The sequence below is a fragment of the Kibdelosporangium aridum genome (assembly GCF_900176515.1).
Taxonomy (GTDB): domain Bacteria; phylum Actinomycetota; class Actinomycetes; order Mycobacteriales; family Pseudonocardiaceae; genus Kibdelosporangium; species Kibdelosporangium aridum.
Window position 1 is genome coordinate 735,598 of record NZ_FWXV01000002.1, and the last position, 17,747, is coordinate 753,344.

The following is a 17,747-nucleotide window of genomic DNA, read 5'->3' on the forward strand; positions in this document are numbered from 1 at the left end:
CGAGGTGAGGGCCTGGTGACCCTCACCTCGGCGAGGTCAGTTCACAACGTCGTCAACAGACGGCGATTCGTTGCGGGACAAGTTGATCCCGAGGTTCGCGGCGGCGCGCTCCAGGTCCTCGTCGTCCCCGTCGCGCATCTCGATCGCGGCGCCGTCGCTGGAGAGGACCTCCACGTTCAGGCACAACGACTGCAGCTCCTTGAGCAGCACCTTGAAGGACTCCGGGATACCCGGCTCCGGGATGTTCTCGCCCTTGACGATCGCCTCGTAGACCTTCACGCGGCCCACGACGTCGTCGGACTTGATCGTCAGCAGCTCCTGCAGCGTGTAGGCCGCACCATAGGCCTGCATCGCCCAGCACTCCATCTCACCGAAGCGCTGGCCACCGAACTGCGCCTTACCACCCAACGGCTGCTGGGTGATCATCGAGTACGGGCCGGTCGACCGGGCGTGGATCTTGTCGTCCACCAGGTGCAGCAGCTTCAGGATGTACATGTAGCCGACTGCGACCGGGTACGGGAACGGCTCGCCGGAACGGCCGTCCAGCAGGACCGCCTTGCCGTCCTTGTTGACCATCCGCTCGCCGTCCCGGTTGGGCAGGGTCGACGAGAGCAGACCGGTCAGCTCCTCCTCGCTCGCGCCGTCGAACACCGGGGTCGCGGTGTTCGTGTCCGGCTCGACGTTGTAGAGCTCCTCCGGCAGCTTCGCCGCCCACTCCGGGTTTCCGTCGATCTTCCAGCCTGTCTTGGCCAGCCACCCGAGGTGAGTCTCGAGGATCTGGCCGATGTTCATACGACGCGGCACACCGTGGGTGTTCAGCACGACGTCGACCGGCGTGCCGTCCGGCAGGAACGGCATGTCCTCGACCGGGAGGATCTTGCCGATGACACCCTTGTTGCCGTGGCGGCCGGCGAGCTTGTCGCCGTCCTGGATCTTGCGCTTCTGTGCCACGTACACGCGGACCAGCTCGTTCACGCCCGGGGGCAGCTCGTCCTCGTCCTCGCGGGAGAACACGCGGATACCGATCACCTTGCCGGTCTCACCGTGCGGCACCTTCAGCGAGGTGTCGCGGACCTCGCGGGCCTTCTCACCGAAGATGGCACGCAGCAGGCGCTCCTCCGGGGTCAGCTCGGTCTCGCCCTTGGGCGTGACCTTGCCGACCAGGATGTCGCCGTCGCGGACCTCGGCACCGATCCGGATGATGCCGCGCTCGTCGAGGTCGGCCAGGACCTCCTCGGAGACGTTCGGGATGTCCCGCGTGATCTCCTCGGCACCCAGCTTGGTGTCGCGGGCGTCGATCTCGTGCTCCTCGATGTGGATCGAGGTCAGGACGTCGTCCTGGACGAGACGCTGCGACAGGATGATCGCGTCCTCGTAGTTGTGGCCTTCCCACGGCATGATCGCCACGAGCAGGTTCTTGCCCAGCGCCATCTCGCCGTCTTCGGTGCACGGACCGTCCGCGACGACCTGGCCGACCTCAACCCGGTCACCCTCGTTGACGATGGGCTTCTGGTTGATGCACGTGCCCTGGTTGCTGCGGCGGAACTTGTGCAGCCCGTAGGTCTGGCGGGTGCCGTCGTCGGCCATCACCGTGATGAAGTCCGCGGACAGCTCCTCGACCACACCGGCCTTGCTGGCCACGACCACGTCACCGGCGTCGACCGCGGCACGCAGCTCCATACCGGTGCCGACCAGCGGCGACTCGCTACGCAGCAGCGGCACGGCCTGACGCTGCATGTTCGCACCCATCAGGGCGCGGTTGGCGTCGTCGTGCTCGAGGAACGGGATCATGGCCGTCGCGACCGACACCATCTGGCGCGGCGAGACGTCCATGTAGTCGACACCGTGCGGGTCGATGTACTCGACCTCACCGCCCTTGGTACGGACCAGGACGCGGTCCTCGACGAAGTTGCCGTCGGCGTCGGTCGGCGAGTTGGCCTGCGCCTTGACGTAACGGTCTTCCTCGTCGGCGGTCAGGTAGTCGATCTGGTCGGTGACCCGGCCGTCGACGACCTTGCGGTACGGCGTCTCGATGAAGCCGAACGGGTTGACCCGCCCGTAGGACGACAGCGAACCGATCAGACCGATGTTCGGACCTTCAGGGGTCTCGATCGGGCACATCCGGCCGTAGTGCGACGGGTGGACGTCACGGACCTCCATGCCGGCGCGCTCACGGGAGATACCACCCGGGCCGAGGGCCGAGAGACGACGCTTGTGCGTCAGGCCCGCGATCGGGTTGGTCTGGTCCATGAACTGCGACAGCTGGGAGGTTCCGAAGAACTCCTTGATCGCCGCGACCACCGGACGGATGTTGATCAGCGTCTGCGGCGTGATCGCCTCGACGTCCTGGGTGGTCATCCGCTCACGGACGACCCGCTCCATCCGGGAGAGGCCGACCCGGATCTGGTTCTGGATCAGCTCGCCGACAGTGCGCAGCCGCCGGTTGCCGAAGTGGTCGATGTCGTCGACCTCGACCGGCAGCTCCCGGCCGTCCTTGCCCATCATCGTGGTCTCGCCGGCGTGCAGCCGGACGAGGTACTCGATGGTGGTGACGATGTCCTCTTCGGTCAGCACCCCGGTGTCGTAAGACTCGGTCAGGCCGAGCTTCTTGTTGACCTTGTAGCGGCCCACCTTGGCCAGGTCGTACCGCTTGTCCTTGAAGAACAGGTTCTCCAGCAGGGTCTGCGCGGACTCCTTGGTCGGCGGCTCGCCCGGGCGAAGCTTGCGGTAGATGTCCAGCAGCGCCTCGTCCTGCCCTGCGGTGTGGTCCTTCTCCAGGGTGGCCAGCAGGGTCTCAGAGAAAGAGAAGCGTTCCCTGATCTGCTCGGTCGTCCAGCCGAGGGCCTTCAGCAGGACGGTGACCGGCTGGCGGCGCTTGCGGTCGATGCGGACACCGACGGTGTCGCGCTTGTCGACGTCGAACTCCAGCCAGGCACCCCGGCTCGGGATGATCCTGGTGTCGAAGACGTCCTTGTCGGTCGTCTTGTCGACGGCCGTGGCGAAGTAGACGCCAGGCGAGCGCACCAGCTGGGACACCACGACACGCTCGGTGCCGTTGATGATGAAGGTGCCCTTGTTGGTCATCACCGGGAAGTCACCCATGAACACGGTCTGGCTCTTGATCTCGCCAGTGGTGTGGTTGGTGAACTCGGCGGTGACGAACAGCGGTGCGGCGTAGGTCATGTCCTTGTCCTTGCACTCCTCGACCGAGGCCTTGACCTCGTCGAAGCGTGGGTCGGAGAAGGAGAGCGACATCGAGCCGGAGAAGTCCTCGATCGGCGAGATCTCGTTCAGCACTTCCTCGAGACCACCGACGGGGTTCTCGTCACCGGCGTCGACACGGCGCTGGAACCACGCCTCGGCTCCGGTGAACCATTCGAAGGACTGGATCTGCAGGTCGAGCAGGTTGGGTACGCCGAGTGGTTCGCTCAGCTTGGCGAACGAGACGCGCTTGGGCGCACCTGGGATTCCGGACATGGAGTTGGTCGCAGCAGTGGCTTCGGTCGCGCGGGAGACTGCCAAGATGCGTCCTTCCAGGGACTATGAGCGGTTGAGCGGCCGCGCTAGCAGGCAACTAACGCAACTGTCAAGGGTGCTTGATGCCCAGCATCCTAGCTCTCGGGTAAGGGCGCACGGAAAGTGGGCAGAGCAAAGACGCAGTCTAGCCAAACAAGCGGCGACTGTCCAGGGGCCACAGAACGGGCCCCCCGCTCACGACAACAGCGTGACCCTGACCGGTTCTCCAGTCAAGGGGCCACGCGGTGTTCACCCACGTGGACCAGCAAATCCAAGCCTGTTGGACCAGCTAGCGGGCGATAGAGGCTACCAGGCGTTCGACCGTTTCGTTGATCAAGGGTGGGCACAGCGAGTGATACGGCACGCACAGATCCTTGAGCACTTCGCTGAGTGCGGCCTCGAAAGCGCGGACCCCGGGGGACGGAAAAGGTGACCGAGACCACACTACAAAGTCGTAGTCGGCGGCCTCCCAGGCGACCGTGTCCTCCACTCGGCGCATCACGTGATGCTGGACGTATTCGTGCCGGATCTTGCGGGCCGCCCGGTAGCGGGCGAGCTCGTCGAGCACGGGGCGCGCGGTGATCACCAGGTTGCTCGCCCGCACGGCGGCCGACTCCGCCATCCGCACGATCGTGATCGCGTCCTCAGCGGCCCGCCCGTCGACTTTCGCCAGTGCGTCGATCGACGACTCAGGATCCGGATGGGACCTGGTGCCGATGGTCAACGTGGCCGGGCCCAGGTGCTTGGCCAGCGCGTCGACGATCTCCGTCTTGGCCGGGCTCGTCGCACCGGCGACCGCGACCAGGGTGCCGCGGTGCGAGGGCAGGGCTATCTTCATTGTGCGCGGGAGACTACCGTCCGTTGCCCCCGTTCACCGGCCGTCGCGCCCGCTGTTCACTCAACCGTGTCTGATGTTTTGTCATCGACGAACATTGCCTGGTTTTTGCATAACGGCCGTACGACAGAAACTGTTTCTCCCCGGTACGACCTGCGCCTTTCGCTACCGCCCTTACCCGATGCTCTAGATACCCACTATTGGGAAAGTTCAATCCGCTTACGAAGTTGCCGCAGGTTCGGCGATTTCCGTGAGCGCGTCGACCACCCTTCGCAACCACTGGGTCAGATCACGATCGTGCTCGAAACGACCGGGAACCGCCTTGGGCATGGTGTGCCGGTGCGACTCAGTGCCCGCGGGCACCGGCATGACACCCGCGGCCACCCCGAAAACGACGCGCATGTTCGGAACGGCCGCCTGCCACGCTTCGATCTGATGACGTTCCCGCAGGACAACGACACCGCCGCTCTCCGGCAGCGAGTCCAGCACGACCTGGGTTCCCGCGTAGAGCCAGCGCACCACGTCCGGCTCCCACCACAGCCGGATCAGCTCGGGCTCCTCGTCCGGAATGATCTCCCGCAATGCCGCGACCAATGGCGGATATTCGGCGGGCCGAGTGGCCAGTGGTAAGCCGATTGCCTCAGCGGTCGGGTCATCACTCGCGTATTTGGTATACCGCCACTCGAGCAACTCGCTATATCCAGCCATTTGCCTGCGCAGCCATGCCACCGCGTGCGGGCTGAAGACGCCGATCAGCTCGTCACCGGCACGGTCCCAACAGACAGTGAGGTGCACAAGGTCCACGAATACCCGAGGATCAATTCCTACGCCACCGATTCATTGGGATTCTTACGCCGCCGCGACGGATGCACTCGTCACCCCGCTCATGTGTCCACCATTCCGACACCCCGTGTCCACCACTGCGACACCATGAAATTCCCGGCCTGGCGGCGCCGCGGGCGCGTTTCGCGGCGGCGAAAGCCAGCCACTGGCGAAAGTTGAGCCCCAAGCCGCCGAAAAAGTGCCTCGCGGCCGGGCAGAGACCGCCCAGTGCTGCCGCACTTGGACCCGCGACCTGTTCCGACACCCGTGTCCACCACTCCGGCACCACGAAATTCCCTCGCACGGTGCATCTCACGGTGCCGGAAAGTGCACCTCACCGTGCTGGTGTGGTGGACACGCGGGGGTTACTTGGGGGTCTCGAAGAAGTCGAGCTTCACGATCTTCCATTTGCCGTCGACGCGCTGCATGTTCATCGCGAACTGGGTCGGGCCGCCGGACGGCTGCTTGTCCGCTCGGGTGCCGATCTGGTCGGCGAAGACCAGGACACGGGCTTCGTCGCCGGTCAGGCTGACCACGCCGACGCTGACCGGGTTGACCACGACCTGCAGTTTCTGGGTCTGGATCTCGGTCTCCAGTGCTTTCATCGACTTGTCGTACTGGTCGATCGCCTCACCGGCCAGGTATTCCTTGGCCCGCGCCGTCGCGCCGGCCATGTCGTCGAACTTGTACGACAGCACCGAGACCACCGCTGTGTTCGCGGCGCCCACCACGTCCTTGGTCGTGTTGGCGTCCGACAGCACTTCGTTGCCAGCGCCGATCCGGGCGTCGCTGAGCTTCTGCATGAAGAAGAAACCCAGACCGCCCAGCAGCAACGCGACCACCACGAGCACCGCCGGGATCACCAGGTTCAGCGGTTCGGGCGAGGCGGGCTCCTCGGGCTCCTGCCAGACGTCCTCGTCCGTCTCGGGCTCCGAGAGCGTTCCGGAAGCCAAGGTCACCGTGGAAACCGGTTCCTCCTCGGGTGCCGGATCCTGCCCGCGAACCGCGCGCCGACGCTCACCCGGTGTCGGTTCCTCGTCGGGTTCCTGCCCACGAGCCGCGCGCCGACGCTCGCGCGGCGTCGGCTGCTCGGCTGGAGGGGCTTCCTCGCCGATCACGGGGACGTCGAGCGCGGGCGTGGCCTCTTCTTGCTCAGGCTGCTCTTGCTGGTCCGTGCGCCGGTGCAGGCCGGCGACCTTGGGGCGCCGGGCTGGCGGGGTGGCTGGACGGCGACGAGGGGGTGGCACGGTCGATGTCCTTACTGCTGGCCGGTGGCGGAGTACGGGACCTGGCGCAGGGCGTTGACCTTCCAGCCGTTGTCGGTCTGGTCCAACGCGGCCTCGATGCGCAGCCGCTTGGTGGTCGGCGGCTTGTCGCTCTCCTTCACGGTCGTGTCCACCACGACCATGATCGTCGCGACCTTCTTCTGCAGGTTCACGTCGGTCACGGCGGTCTCCCGGACCGCTGCCGTGGTGACCACCTTGGCGTCGGAGATCCGCTTTTTGAAGGCGTCCTGGTTCTTGGCGTAGTCGTCGTGCACGGCGCCGGTCGACACGTCGAGGAACCGTTGGTACGTCGCGTCCACGTTGTTGAAGTCCAGCGAAGTCAGCGTCGCCACGGCCGCGGCGCCGGTCGTGCTGACTTCTTCGCGTGCGCGGCGCACGTCGGCGTCCTCACCGCTGGCGCTGGCCCACCAGATGCCGAAAACCGCTGCGAACGCGGCCGCGAGCACGACCAGTGCGATCGAGCCGATCAGCACCCCGCGTTGAACAAGTGGGCGGTTCGTCGTCATGATCCTCCGAGCGTCTGAAGGAAGGTCAGCGGTCCCGGCTGCGTCGGCTGGCCGAGCACGCCGATCAACCCGCCGGACTGCTCCGCCAGCTGCTGCGCCGGCCTGCCCGCGTTGGCTTGGATCTGCGCCTGCGATGGTGCCGCGACCTTCCCACCGTACGGGGCGTTCTGCGAGCCGCGGACGTTGATCGGGCTGCCGACGGGCTCGGCGCAGTATGCCTTCTCGTTCGTCTCGACCGGCCGTTGGTCGTCGCCGGGGCGACGGGTGGTGCCTTCGTAGCCCTTCACGCACGGCGGCGGGTTGAAGATGTTCAACGCCAGGCCGAGGTGCGCGGTGCCGTCGTTCGGGGCGACGGTGTGGGCGCCGACCGCGACCACCGGGTAGGTCACCAGAGCTTGCTCAAGCCCGGCGTTGCGCGTGACCAGGATGTTCGACGTGGTCAGCAGGTTGGCCAGGACCACGCTCAGCCCGGTGCCCGACTCCCGGAGCAGACCGGTGACCTGCTCAGCCGCCTGCGGCGTCGCCGCGATCAGTCTGCGGATGTCGCCGTCCGAGTTCTTCAGCTGCTCGTTCAACAGCGCCAGGCTGTTGGAGAACGACTTGATGTTGCCGGACTCCAGGTTCTGCGTGTCCAGCACGGTCCCGGCGTTGCGCAGCAGCTCGATCGTCTGCGGCAGGTTCTCCCGTGCGGCCTTGGTGAACTCGCCGGTCGAGTCGAGCAGCTGCGACAAGTCCGGTCCCGTGCCGGAGAAGGCCTTGTCCAGCTCGTCGACGACCGTCTTGAGCGAGTCGGTCGGCACCGACACGACGAGGTCGTCGAGGTCACGCAGGACCTGGTCGGTGGACAGCGGTGTCTTCGTCCGGTCGGCGAGGATCACCGAGTTCCCGGAGAGATACGGCCCGGCGTCCTTCTTGGGCTGCAGGTCCACGAACTGCTCACCGACCGCGGACCGGTTGGCCACGACCGCCTGCAGGTCCATCGGGATCTGCGGGGCGTCCGGCTGGATGTCCAGGTCGACTTCGATGCCGTCGCGCGTCAGCCGGATCTCGCCGACCCGGCCGACCTGCACACCGCGGTACGTCACCTCGGCGTTGGTGAAGATCCCGCCGGAGTCGGCCAGCTGCAGCCGGACCGTGTAGCCGTCCCGGCCGAAGACCTTGCCGATGTCGGTGAACCGGAACAGCGCGTACACCACCGCGACGATCGCGATCACGAAGAACGCGATGATCTGCAGCCTCGTCCGCTTGGTCAGCATCGCTGGCCTCCCAGGATGGAGCCGAGCAGGCCACCGCCGTTGGCGCACGGCTTGCTCGGGGTGCTGGGCTGGTTGTCCAGGTTCGGCACGCCGAGCGGTGGTGGCGCGCCCGGCTGCGTGCCTTCCTTGCCGACGAGCAGATCGTTGAGCAACGGGATGTCCTGCAGCGGGTTCTGCCTGCTGCGGGACAGGTTGTTGACGATCTCGCCGAGGTTCAGGTCGATCTTGGCGTACAGGTTGAAGTAGTCACCCTTCACGCCTGCCACCGCGGAGTCCGGGAACGGGAAGCTGAGCAGCAGCTCCAGCGCTTTCGGCAGGTTCGCGCCGGCTTCGCTGAGCTTCTGCAGCGTCGGCGCGAGCGCCTTGAGGTCCGCGACCACGTTGGCCTTGCTCTTGTTGACCGTGTCGACGGCGACGTCCGACAGCTGGTCGAGGTTCTGCAGCATGGTCACCAGCTGGGGCCGCTGCTCGGCCAGCACCTGCAGGCCGGGGCCGATCTCGTCGATCACCTTGGCGATCTTGTCCTTCTGCCCGGCCAGCGTGCCGGACAGCTTGTTCAGCCCGTCCAGCGCCTTGGTGATGTCGCCGCGCCGAGCGTCCAGATCGGACACGAGCTTGTTCGTGTTGGTCAGCAGGGCACGCAGCTGCGGCTCGTTGCCGTCCGCGACCTGGTTGAGCTCGTTGGCGATTGTCCTGAGCTGATCCACGCCGCCGCCGTTGAGCAGCATGGACAACGCCCCGAGGACCTCTTCGACCTCGGTGTTGCGGTTGGTCCGGTCCAGCCCGATGTACGCGCCGTTGGCCAGCTTTCCTTGCTCCTTGCCCGGATCCGGCGCGGCCAGCTCGACGTACTTCTCGCCGAGCAGGCTGGACTGCCGCAGGCGGGCGAACGAATTGGCGGGCAGCTCCACGTCACCGCGCACGCTCATGGTGACCTCGGCGGTCCAGCCGTCCGGCGCCAGGGTGATCGCCTCGACCCGGCCGATCGGGACTTCGTTGACCTTCACGCCGGACTGCGGCACGAGGTCGAGCACGTCACGGAACTGGGCTTTCACCGTGTACGGCCGGTCGCCGAGGTCGGCACCGCCAGGCAACGGCAGGTCGTAGATGCCGTCGAAGCTGCACGAGCTCAGCACGAGCACGCCCGCGCAGGCGCCGACAATCCGCCGGAACTTCATCGCCCACCTCCCAGCGGAACCGGGAACTGCGGCTTGAAGCCGTTGTCGTAGGCGGTGAGCAGCTGCGCGACCGACGGAAGGCCCTTCACCAGCGGCGCGACCGTCTTGCACGTGTCGGACAGCAGCGGCGGGATCTGTTTGGGCGTGCCTTGTTCGAGCAGCTTGCAGATCATCACGATCGGCGGCTGCGTCAACTCGTTGAGGTTCGCGCGGGCGTCGAGCGTTCCGGAGGACGCGTTGTACGTGTTGTAGACGTTGCTGAGGGCCAGCGGAGCCACGTCAAGCACCTCGGCGAGCGCGGCTCGTTGATCGACGAGCACCTGCGTGATCGACGCCAGCTTGTCCACGTTGGACTTCAAGCGGTCCCGGTTGTCCCTGATGAACGCCTGTACCTGTTCCAGCGCGGTCGACAGCTGCGCGACGGCCTGTGCCAGGTTGCCGCGTTCGGCGGCGAGGAACTTGCTCACGTCGGCCAGCTGCTCGGAGAACTGCCGGACCTGCTTGTCGCTCGCGGCCAGCGTCCCGGTGAACTTGTTCAGGTTGTCCACTGTGGAGAACAGCTGTTCCTGGCTGCCGGACAGGGTTCTGGCCGCCTGGCCGAGCTGTTTGATCGTGTCGTGGGTGGCCTGGCCGTTGCCTTCGAGGTTCTTGGCCAGGGTGTCCAGCAGGTCCGACAGGGCGCCGTTCTTGTTGGCGCCGTTGGGACCGAGCGTGGTGCTCACCCGGTTCAGGCTCTTGTACAGGTCGTCGACCTCGAGCGGGGTCGCCGTGCGGTTACGGGGAATCGTGGCGCCCGTGTTCATCTGCGGCCCGGCCACGTACGCCGGGGCGATCTGCACATACCGGTCGCTGACCAGGCTCGGGGCGACCACGACCGCGCTGGCGTCCATCGGGATCGCCCGGTCGCGGTCGATCAGCATCTCGACCTTGACCTGGTCACCCTGCGGCTCGACCTTGTCCACGGTCCCGATCGCGACGCCGAGGACACGCACGTCGTTGCCCTCGTACAGGCCGACCGCTTGACCGAAGTAGGCCGTGATGCGCTTGCTCCCGTTGTCCGTCAGCACGAACCAGAGCACCACCGCGGCGACGAGGGCCAGCACGCAGGCGATCGCCACACCACGTCCGAGGTCGCGCCCCTGGCGCGTTTTGAACGTCATGGCGTGCACCCCTGCGGATTGATCGGACCGACGGACGGAGGCAGCAGACCGCAGATGTAGTTGTCGAACCAGCGGCCGTTGCCCAGCGTGTTGGCGAACTGCCGGACGAACGGGGCCAGCTTCTCGATGCCCTTGCCCAGGTCGTCCTGGTTGCGCTGGAGCATCGCGGTGAACTGGTCCAGCTGTGCCAGCACCGGGTCGAGCTGCTTGGAGTTGTCGTCGACCAAGCCCTTCAGCTCCGCGGACAGCCTCTTGGTGCCGTCCAGCAACGAGCTGATGGCCTGCTTGCGTTTGCGGACCTCGTCGAGCAGCTTGTTGCCGTCCTCCAACAGCTTCGCGACCTCGGCGTCCCGGTCGGCCAGTGTCTGGGAGATCTGCGCGGTGTTGCCCAGCAGCTGGGCCAGCTGCTCGTCGCGGCTGGAGATCGTCTTGGACAACGCGGACAAGCCGTCCAGCGCGCCCTTCACGTTGTCCGAGGTGTTCGAGAACGTGTCCGTCAGCACCTCGAAGCTCTTGGCCAGCTGCGGAGTGTCGACCGCGTCGACCGTCTCAGCCAGGCCACGGAAGGCTTCCAGCACGTCGTAGGGCGCGACCGTGCGGTTACGCGGGATCGGCTTGCCCGGGTCCAACGTGCCCGCGCCGTCCGGCTCCACCGCGAGGTACTTCTGCCCGAGCAACGTCTTGATCTTGATGGCCGCCCTGGTCCTGTCGCCCATCCAGGCGTCCTTGACCTTGAACGACACCAGCACCGAGTCGCCGTCCAGGTCCACGTCGGTGACCTTGCCGACCTTCACGCCAGCGATGCGCACCTCGTCGCTCGGCTTGATGCCCGCGGCCTCGGAGAACTGGGCCTGGTACGTCGTGCCGCCGCCGATGATCGGCAGGTCGTCGGAGTAGATCGCGGCCAGCAGCACCAGCGCGATCACCACCAGACCGGTGACGCCGATGGTGATCGGGTTGCGGGAACGGAAAGACCTCATCCTTTGCACCTCGGCTGACTGACCGGCGCGACCGGGATGCTGATCGGCTGGGTGATCAACGGCGGCAACGCGACCTGACCGGACGCCGAGCAGAGGTAGAAGTTGAACCAGGACCCGTAGCTGGCCGTGCGGGTCAGCGTGGTCAGCTTCTCCGGCATGAACTGGAAGAAGTGCTCCACGATCTGCTCGTTGTCGTTGAGGTTCTTGGTGAACGTGCCGAGCGCGGCGATGTCGTTGCGCAACGGTTCGCGGGCCTCGTCGAGCAGGCCGGACGTGGTGCCTGCCAACCCGGACAACGCCTGGATCGCGTCACCGATCGGCTTGCGGTCCGCGGCAAGGCCGGAAACCAGCTGCTGCAACTGCACTACGAGGTCGCTCAGCTGCTGACCGCGGGCGTTCACGGTGTCCAGCAGGCCGTTCAGGTTGGTGATCACTTCGCCGATCACCGCGTCCTTGTCCGCGATCGTCTTGGTCAGCGAGGCGGTGTGCGACAGCAGCGACTCGACCGTGCCGCCTTCGCCCTGCAGGACCTGGATGATCTCGTAGGACAGCTTGTTCACGTCGTCCGGCGACAGCGCACGGAACAAGGGCTTGAAGCCGTTGAACAATTCGGTCAGGTCCAGCGCGGGCCTGGTGCGCTCCAACGGAATCGTGGCGCCCGGCGCGAGCAATCCGCTGCCCGTGCCCTGCGCCAGCGAGATGTACCGCTGGCCGACCAGGTTGCGGAACTTGATGGTCGCGGTGACGCCCGCCGGGAGCTGCCGCCCCGCGTCGACCGAGAACTTCACCTCGGCCTGCTTGCGGTCCGCGATCCCGACCTCCTCCACCTGGCCGACCCGGACACCCGCGATCCGCACGTCGTCGCCGGGCAGCAACGACGTCACGTCGGTGAACCTGGCCGAGTACGTGTTGGTGGAGCTCAGGTTCGTGTTCGCGATGCTGATCCCGAGCACGGCCGTCGCGACCACGGTGACGACGATGAACACCGTCAGCTTGATCATCGGTGCGGCGAGACCCCTCATTTGGCGGTCACCTCCGCTCCGCGGAACACCGGCGCGGCAAGGAATGCCGTCCACGCGGGCACTTGCTCAGGTTCCACACCAAGCCTTCCGGCCATCATCGCGGCCACGAACTCCTGCTCGGTCCGCGTGTTCGCCAACCCGAAACCAGCGGATGACGGGGACGTACCGCCCTCGACGACCTGGCCGATCAGGCTCGGCGGCAACACACCGTCCTGCGCCGAACGGGCCGCGGGCGGCTGTGTAGAGCCGTCCTTGAGCGGGCCCTCCGGCGGATGCTGCGGGAACGGGTCCGGGAACTGCGTGAAGTCGTAGCAGCGCGGCCCGCGCTTGTCCTGGTAGCGCGGCTCGTCCTTACCCGGCTTGTACGCGCCGCGGTTGACCGTGATCTCGATCGTGGCGTGCAGGCCGGGTTCGTTGGTGCCCTTGCCGAATGCCTTGTCCAGCACCGGGATGGTCTCGGCCATCTGCTTGAGGAAGCACGGGTACTCCGGCGCGTACTTGGCCAGGAGCTCCAAGGTCGGCCGGGAGGTCTCCGCGAACTGGATCAGGTTGTTCTTGTTCACCGCGAGGAACGTCCTCAGGTCGGTGCCTGCCGTGGTCACGCTCGCGTACAAATTGGACAAATTGGTGCGCTGCTCGGCGATCGTCTTCGACGTCGTCGTCAGGTCCGTGAGGGCCTGGACCAGTTGCGGCGCGGCGTCGCTGTAGGTGTCCGAGAACTTCACCAGCGCCTGGAGATCGTGCTGCAGCTGGGGAACGTGCGGAGCCAGTTCACCGACGTACTGCCCGAGATCGGACAGGGTCTCGCCGAGCGGCTTGCCCCTGCCTTCCAACGCGGTCGAGATCGCGGTCAGCGTGCTGGACAGCTTCTGCGGCTGAACCGCTTGCAGCACCGGCAGCAGGTCGTTCAGCGCCTTCTCGACCTCGATCGCGGGCGCCGAAGTGTCCTGTTCGATCTGATCACCGGCGCGCAGCGACTGGCCAGACGGCTGCTGCGGGATCTGCAGTGCCACATAGCGTTCGCCGAACAGGGTCTTCGGCAGGAACCGCGCGGACACGTTGCTCGGCAGCAAGTCCACTTTGTCCGGATCGAGTGCCAGCGTGAGCTCGGCACCGTGCGCGGTCGGCGTGATCTTCTCCACCGAGCCGACGATCAGGCCGCGCACCTTCACGTCCGAGCGCTGCTGCAACTGGTTGCCGACCTTGTCGGTGGTCAGCGTGACGCGGGTGAACGACGAGAACGACTTGTTGAAGAACGCGACGCTCAGCGCGACGAAACCGACCAGCGTCGCGATGAACAGCAGGCCAAGCAGCCTTCGGCGGAGCGTGGTCATCCGGCGATCCTCACGGTCGTCGTAGTGCCCCAGATCGCCAGGCTCAGGAAGAAGTCGAGCAAGGTGACCGAGACGATCGTGGTCCGCACCGCGCGGCCGACGGCGACACCCACACCGGCCGGGCCGCCGCTGGCGCGGTAGCCGTAGTAGCAGTGGGTCAGGATGATCAGCACGGCGAAGATCAGGACCTTGCCGAACGACCAGAACACGTCTTGCGGCGGGAGGAACAGGTCGAAGTAATGGTCATACGTGCCCGCGGACTGGCCGTAGAAGTAGACCGTGATGGTCCGTGAGGCGACGTACGAAGACAGCAAACCGATGATGTACAAGGGAATGACCGCGATGAACCCGGCCATGATCCTTGTCGTCACCAGGTAGGGCAACGACGGCACACCCATCACTTCGAGCGCGTCGATCTCCTCGGAGATCCGCATCGCGCCGAGCTGAGCGGTGAACCCGGAACCGACCGTCGCGGACAACGCCAGACCTGCGACCAGGGGCGCGATCTCGCGGGTGTTGAAGTACGCGGACACGAAGCCCGCGAACGCGGCCGTGCCGATCTGGTTCAGAGCCGCGTAACCCTGCAGACCGACGACCGTGCCGACGAACAACGTCAGCCCGAGCATCACGCCGATCGTGCCGCCGATGACCGCGAGCGCGCCGCTGCCGAAGCTCACCTCGGCCAGCAGCCGCATGGTCTCGCGCATGTACCGCGTGATGGTGGCCGGGATCCACGCCAATGCCCTGACGTAGAAGGACATCTGGTCGCCGGCTTTGTCCAGGACGTCCAGTGGCTTTCGGAGTTGGTCTCGGACAGCCATCTCAGCTCCCCTTCGCCGGGACGACCGTCAGGTACACCGTGGTCAGCACGAAGTTCACGAAGAACAGCAGCAGGAACGTGATGACCACGGACTGGTTCACCGCGTCACCGACGCCCTTCGGGCCGGGGGCGGGGTGCAGGCCGCGGTAGCAGGCCACGACACCGGCGATGAAACCGAAGATCAACGCCTTGATCTCACTGATCCACAGGTCCGGCAGCTGCGCGAGCGCGGAGAAACCGGCGAGGTACGCACCGGGCGTGCCGCCTTGCAGGACCACGTTGAAGAAGTAGCCACCCAGCACACCGACGACGCTGACCAAACCGTTGAGCAGCACCGCGACGAGCATCGAGGCGAGCACCCGTGGCACGACAAGGCGCTGCACGGCCGAAACACCGAGCACCTCCATCGCGTCGATCTCTTCACGGATGGTCCGTGCACCGATGTCCGCGCACATCGCCGAACCACCGGCCCCGGCGACGAGCAACGCGGTCACCAGCGGCGCGGCCTGCTGGATGATCGCGAGCACGCTCGCCGCGCCCATGAACGACTGCGCGCCGAGCTGCGTGACCAACGATCCCAGCTGCAACGCGATTACCGCGCCGAACGGGATCGCGACCAGCGCTGTCGGCAGGATCGAGACACTCGCGATGAACCAGGACTGCTGGACGAACTCGCGGAACTGGAACGGCCGCTGGAAGAACCCGCGCACGACGTCCAGCCCGAGGGCGAACATCTGGCCGGTCTCCCGTAGCGCGCCTGCACCAGGGAATGACGACCTGGTGGAGCGAACGGTCACGCGCCACCACCCGGGCCCTGCTGGGGCGGCTGCCACTGCGACTGCGGGATATCGGCGAGATCACCCTGGATGCGCTCACTGCCCACGTTGCTTCTGGGCGTCGGAGACGGTCTGTGTCCAGCTGGGACGGTCGCCATCATGTGCGGGTGCACGCCGTAACGCTGCTGCTCGGCGGGAGTAAGGCTTTCGATGATGCCCTCCTGCGCGGCGGGCGGCAGCGTGTGCAGGATGCTCATCACCCGGTCCTTGCGGCGCCGGACACCTTGGCGCTCAGGCAAACCGGGCGTCGGCTGCAGCTGCGGCACCACACCACGGACGTCCTCAGTGGACCCGTCGTGGTGGCCGGCGTCAGCCAGCCGCTGCTCGGCGGCCATGGTCGCGGTGTCCTTCTCCTCGGACATCCCGATCGGCCCGATCCGGCGGCCGTTGAGGAACTGCTCGACGACAGGTTCGTCGGAAGTCAGGAGAACCTCGCGCGGCCCGAACATGACCAGCTCGCGCCGGAACAGCATGCCCAGGTTGTCCGGAACGGTACGGGCGAGGTTGATGTTGTGCGTGACGATCAGGATGGTCGCGTCGATCTGTGCGTTCAGGTCGATCAGCAGCTGGCTGAGGTACGCGGTGCGAACCGGGTCGAGGCCGGAGTCCGGCTCGTCGCACAGGATGATCTCGGGGTCGAGCACGAGCGCGCGGGCCAGACCGGCCCGTTTGCGCATACCGCCGGAAATCTCGCCGGGGAGCTTGCGCTCCGCGCCGGTGAGGCCGACCATCTCCATCTTCTCGAGCACGATCTGCCGGATCTCGGTCTCGGACTTGCGGGTGTGCTCACGCAGCGGGAATGCGACGTTGTCGAACAGGTTCATCGAACCGAACAGCGCGCCGTCCTGGAACAGCACGCCGAACAGCTTGCGGACGTCGTAGAGCTTGCGCTCGGAGCACGACACGATGTCGACCCCGTTGATCACGCATTTGCCGCGGTCGGGCTTGAGCAAGCCGATCATGGATTTGAGGAAGACGGACTTGCCGGTGCCGGACGGACCCAGCATCACGCTGACCTCGCCGGGCGGCAGGGTCAGGGTGACATCCCGCCAGATGGTCTGCCGGCCGAAGGACTTCGTGAGACCCTCGACCACCACTTCGGCGCCCATCGACCCTCCCGAGCTCAAGTACCTGTTCCACCCAACGAGCGGGGCCCGCAGGAGTTACTACCTAGTACGGCCGACGACCATATCTGCCACCCGGACCTGCACCCTAGACCAGTCAGCTCAGTGGTTCGTATTCGCTACTAACGATGCTGTGCGTAACGGGGTCGGCTGGATACCGTCAGTTGTCTTCCCTGCATCTTCCCTGCAACGGACGGAGAGAGACATGGGCAAACGCCTCGCGGCGTTACTCACCGGAGTCCTGGCCGCCGGAGTCGTCCTCGCCGCACCCGCGAACGCGAGCGGTGTGTTGACCGGCGTCCCGGCATATGAGGGCAGCGGCATCCAGGACCCCACACTCGTCGGAGCAGACCCGGTGCGGCCCGGTCACAAGGTCGAAGGCTTCACCGGAGCCGGAATCCAGTCGATCATCGGCCCGGACAACCGGGTCAGGGTCAACCCGACAACGACCTTCCCAGCACGAGCGACCGTGCTGATCACCCGTGTTTCCGGCGGAGTCGAGCGCCAGCACTGCACCGGCTGGATGTTCGGCCCATCCCTCGTGCTGACGGCCGGGCACTGCGTGCACTCCGGCGGCGGCGGCTCGTTCTACACAGGACTGCGCTTCTACCCCGGCTACAACGGTGACACAGCGCCATATGGCTCGTGCACCGCAACCCAGCTGCGCGCCAGCTCAGGCTGGACCAGCTCCGGCTCACCCGACTACGACTACGGCGGCGCGAAGCTGAACTGCACCATCGGCAACACCGTCGGCTGGTACGGCGCGTTCGCCACAACCGCGTCCCTGAACGGAACCCCGACCACGATCCAGGGCTACGGCGGCGACAAGAACAAGCAGCAATGGCTGTCGACCGACCAGATCCGCGTGTCGAACACGCTGCGCCTCTACTACCAGAACGACACCATCGGCGGAAACAGCGGCAGCGCCGTGGCCACCAACCGTCCGGCCGGGTCACCGGGTTGCTCGGGTTGGTGTTCGCTGGCGTTCCACGCGTATGGCGGCTCGCAGAACAGCGGTGCCCGAATCACCGCGGCCCGTCTGACTGAAGTCACCGGCTGGCGTTGACGCCCA

At 66.2% G+C, this 17,747-nt stretch carries 15 protein-coding genes; 1 reads left to right on the plus strand and 14 read right to left on the minus strand.

Going from position 1 to position 17,747, the window contains the following annotated elements:
• Positions 1-36: 36 nt before the first annotated feature.
• The 14 genes from rpoB to B9C43_RS13010 all read right to left on the minus strand — a co-directional run bounded on the left by rpoB (position 37) and on the right by B9C43_RS13010 (position 16,660).
• Positions 37-3,522, minus strand: a complete 3,486-nt coding sequence (gene rpoB, locus B9C43_RS12945) for a DNA-directed RNA polymerase subunit beta (RefSeq protein ID WP_033384269.1) — start codon at positions 3,520-3,522, stop codon at positions 37-39.
• Positions 3,523-3,805: 283 nt separating this feature from the next.
• Complete coding sequence (locus tag B9C43_RS12950; RefSeq protein WP_033384270.1) at positions 3,806-4,354, minus strand: hypothetical protein; 549 nt, start codon at positions 4,352-4,354, stop codon at positions 3,806-3,808.
• 216 nt (positions 4,355-4,570) lie between these two features.
• On the minus strand, positions 4,571-5,155 hold the full coding sequence (locus B9C43_RS12955) for a DUF2017 family protein (RefSeq protein ID WP_160096498.1): 585 nt from the start codon (positions 5,153-5,155) through the stop codon (positions 4,571-4,573).
• Positions 5,156-5,538: 383 nt separating this feature from the next.
• Positions 5,539-6,420: a hypothetical protein gene (locus B9C43_RS12960; RefSeq protein WP_143446306.1), complete on the minus strand. Its 882-nt coding sequence runs from the start codon at positions 6,418-6,420 to the stop codon at positions 5,539-5,541.
• A gap of 11 nt (positions 6,421-6,431) precedes the next feature.
• Complete coding sequence (locus tag B9C43_RS12965; protein WP_084426392.1) at positions 6,432-6,965, minus strand: hypothetical protein; 534 nt, start codon at positions 6,963-6,965, stop codon at positions 6,432-6,434.
• Positions 6,962-8,221 (minus strand): MCE family protein, encoded by a 1,260-nt coding sequence (locus tag B9C43_RS12970; RefSeq protein ID WP_084426394.1) that lies wholly within the window; start codon positions 8,219-8,221, stop codon positions 6,962-6,964. Before B9C43_RS12970 ends, B9C43_RS12965 begins: the two co-directional genes overlap by 4 nt.
• Positions 8,215-9,399: an MCE family protein gene (locus B9C43_RS12975; protein WP_084426396.1), complete on the minus strand. Its 1,185-nt coding sequence runs from the start codon at positions 9,397-9,399 to the stop codon at positions 8,215-8,217. Before B9C43_RS12975 ends, B9C43_RS12970 begins: the two co-directional genes overlap by 7 nt.
• Positions 9,396-10,559: an MCE family protein gene (locus B9C43_RS12980; protein WP_033384295.1), complete on the minus strand. Its 1,164-nt coding sequence runs from the start codon at positions 10,557-10,559 to the stop codon at positions 9,396-9,398. Before B9C43_RS12980 ends, B9C43_RS12975 begins: the two co-directional genes overlap by 4 nt.
• Positions 10,556-11,539, minus strand: a complete 984-nt coding sequence (locus tag B9C43_RS12985) for an MCE family protein (protein ID WP_033384280.1) — start codon at positions 11,537-11,539, stop codon at positions 10,556-10,558. Before B9C43_RS12985 ends, B9C43_RS12980 begins: the two co-directional genes overlap by 4 nt.
• A complete protein-coding gene (locus B9C43_RS12990; RefSeq protein ID WP_033384282.1) occupies positions 11,536-12,561 on the minus strand; it encodes an MCE family protein in 1,026 nt (341 codons plus the stop codon). The genes B9C43_RS12985 and B9C43_RS12990 overlap by 4 nt, the downstream gene beginning before the upstream one ends.
• Positions 12,558-13,895: an MCE family protein gene (locus tag B9C43_RS12995; RefSeq protein WP_084426398.1), complete on the minus strand. Its 1,338-nt coding sequence runs from the start codon at positions 13,893-13,895 to the stop codon at positions 12,558-12,560. Before B9C43_RS12995 ends, B9C43_RS12990 begins: the two co-directional genes overlap by 4 nt.
• Positions 13,892-14,716, minus strand: a complete 825-nt coding sequence (locus B9C43_RS13000) for an MlaE family ABC transporter permease (RefSeq protein WP_033384286.1) — start codon at positions 14,714-14,716, stop codon at positions 13,892-13,894. The genes B9C43_RS12995 and B9C43_RS13000 overlap by 4 nt, the downstream gene beginning before the upstream one ends.
• 1 nt (position 14,717) lies before the next feature.
• Positions 14,718-15,449 carry an MlaE family ABC transporter permease gene (locus B9C43_RS13005; protein ID WP_084426400.1) on the minus strand — a complete coding sequence of 244 codons (732 nt, stop codon included), beginning with the start codon at positions 15,447-15,449 and terminating at the stop codon, positions 14,718-14,720.
• Between the two features lie 59 nt (positions 15,450-15,508).
• Complete coding sequence (locus B9C43_RS13010; RefSeq protein WP_051895766.1) at positions 15,509-16,660, minus strand: ABC transporter ATP-binding protein; 1,152 nt, start codon at positions 16,658-16,660, stop codon at positions 15,509-15,511.
• A 220-nt stretch (positions 16,661-16,880) separates the two neighbouring features.
• Here B9C43_RS13010 and B9C43_RS13015 point away from each other — a divergent pair, with 220 nt between their 5' ends.
• Positions 16,881-17,741, plus strand: coding sequence for a trypsin-like serine peptidase (locus B9C43_RS13015; RefSeq protein ID WP_051895769.1), 861 nt, complete (start codon positions 16,881-16,883; stop codon positions 17,739-17,741).
• Positions 17,742-17,747 lie beyond the last annotated feature (6 nt).

Bases quoted from the DNA above. Each gene is read 5' to 3' on its own strand.
- B9C43_RS12950 (WP_033384270.1), bottom strand. From the start codon at position 4,354: ATGAAGATAGCCCTGCCCTCGCACCGCGGCACCCTGGTCGCGGTCGCC.
- B9C43_RS12965 (WP_084426392.1), bottom strand. From the start codon at position 6,965: ATGACGACGAACCGCCCACTTGTTCAACGCGGGGTGCTGATCGGCTCG.
- B9C43_RS12970 (WP_084426394.1), bottom strand. From the start codon at position 8,221: ATGCTGACCAAGCGGACGAGGCTGCAGATCATCGCGTTCTTCGTGATC.
- B9C43_RS12975 (WP_084426396.1), bottom strand. From the start codon at position 9,399: ATGAAGTTCCGGCGGATTGTCGGCGCCTGCGCGGGCGTGCTCGTGCTG.
- B9C43_RS12980 (WP_033384295.1), bottom strand. From the start codon at position 10,559: ATGACGTTCAAAACGCGCCAGGGGCGCGACCTCGGACGTGGTGTGGCG.
- B9C43_RS12985 (WP_033384280.1), bottom strand. From the start codon at position 11,539: ATGAGGTCTTTCCGTTCCCGCAACCCGATCACCATCGGCGTCACCGGT.
- B9C43_RS12990 (WP_033384282.1), bottom strand. From the start codon at position 12,561: ATGAGGGGTCTCGCCGCACCGATGATCAAGCTGACGGTGTTCATCGTC.
- B9C43_RS12995 (WP_084426398.1), bottom strand. From the start codon at position 13,895: ATGACCACGCTCCGCCGAAGGCTGCTTGGCCTGCTGTTCATCGCGACG.
- B9C43_RS13000 (WP_033384286.1), bottom strand. From the start codon at position 14,716: ATGGCTGTCCGAGACCAACTCCGAAAGCCACTGGACGTCCTGGACAAA.
- B9C43_RS13005 (WP_084426400.1), bottom strand. From the start codon at position 15,449: ATGTTCGCCCTCGGGCTGGACGTCGTGCGCGGGTTCTTCCAGCGGCCG.
- B9C43_RS13010 (WP_051895766.1), bottom strand. From the start codon at position 16,660: ATGGGCGCCGAAGTGGTGGTCGAGGGTCTCACGAAGTCCTTCGGCCGG.
- B9C43_RS13015 (WP_051895769.1), top strand. From the start codon at position 16,881: ATGGGCAAACGCCTCGCGGCGTTACTCACCGGAGTCCTGGCCGCCGGA.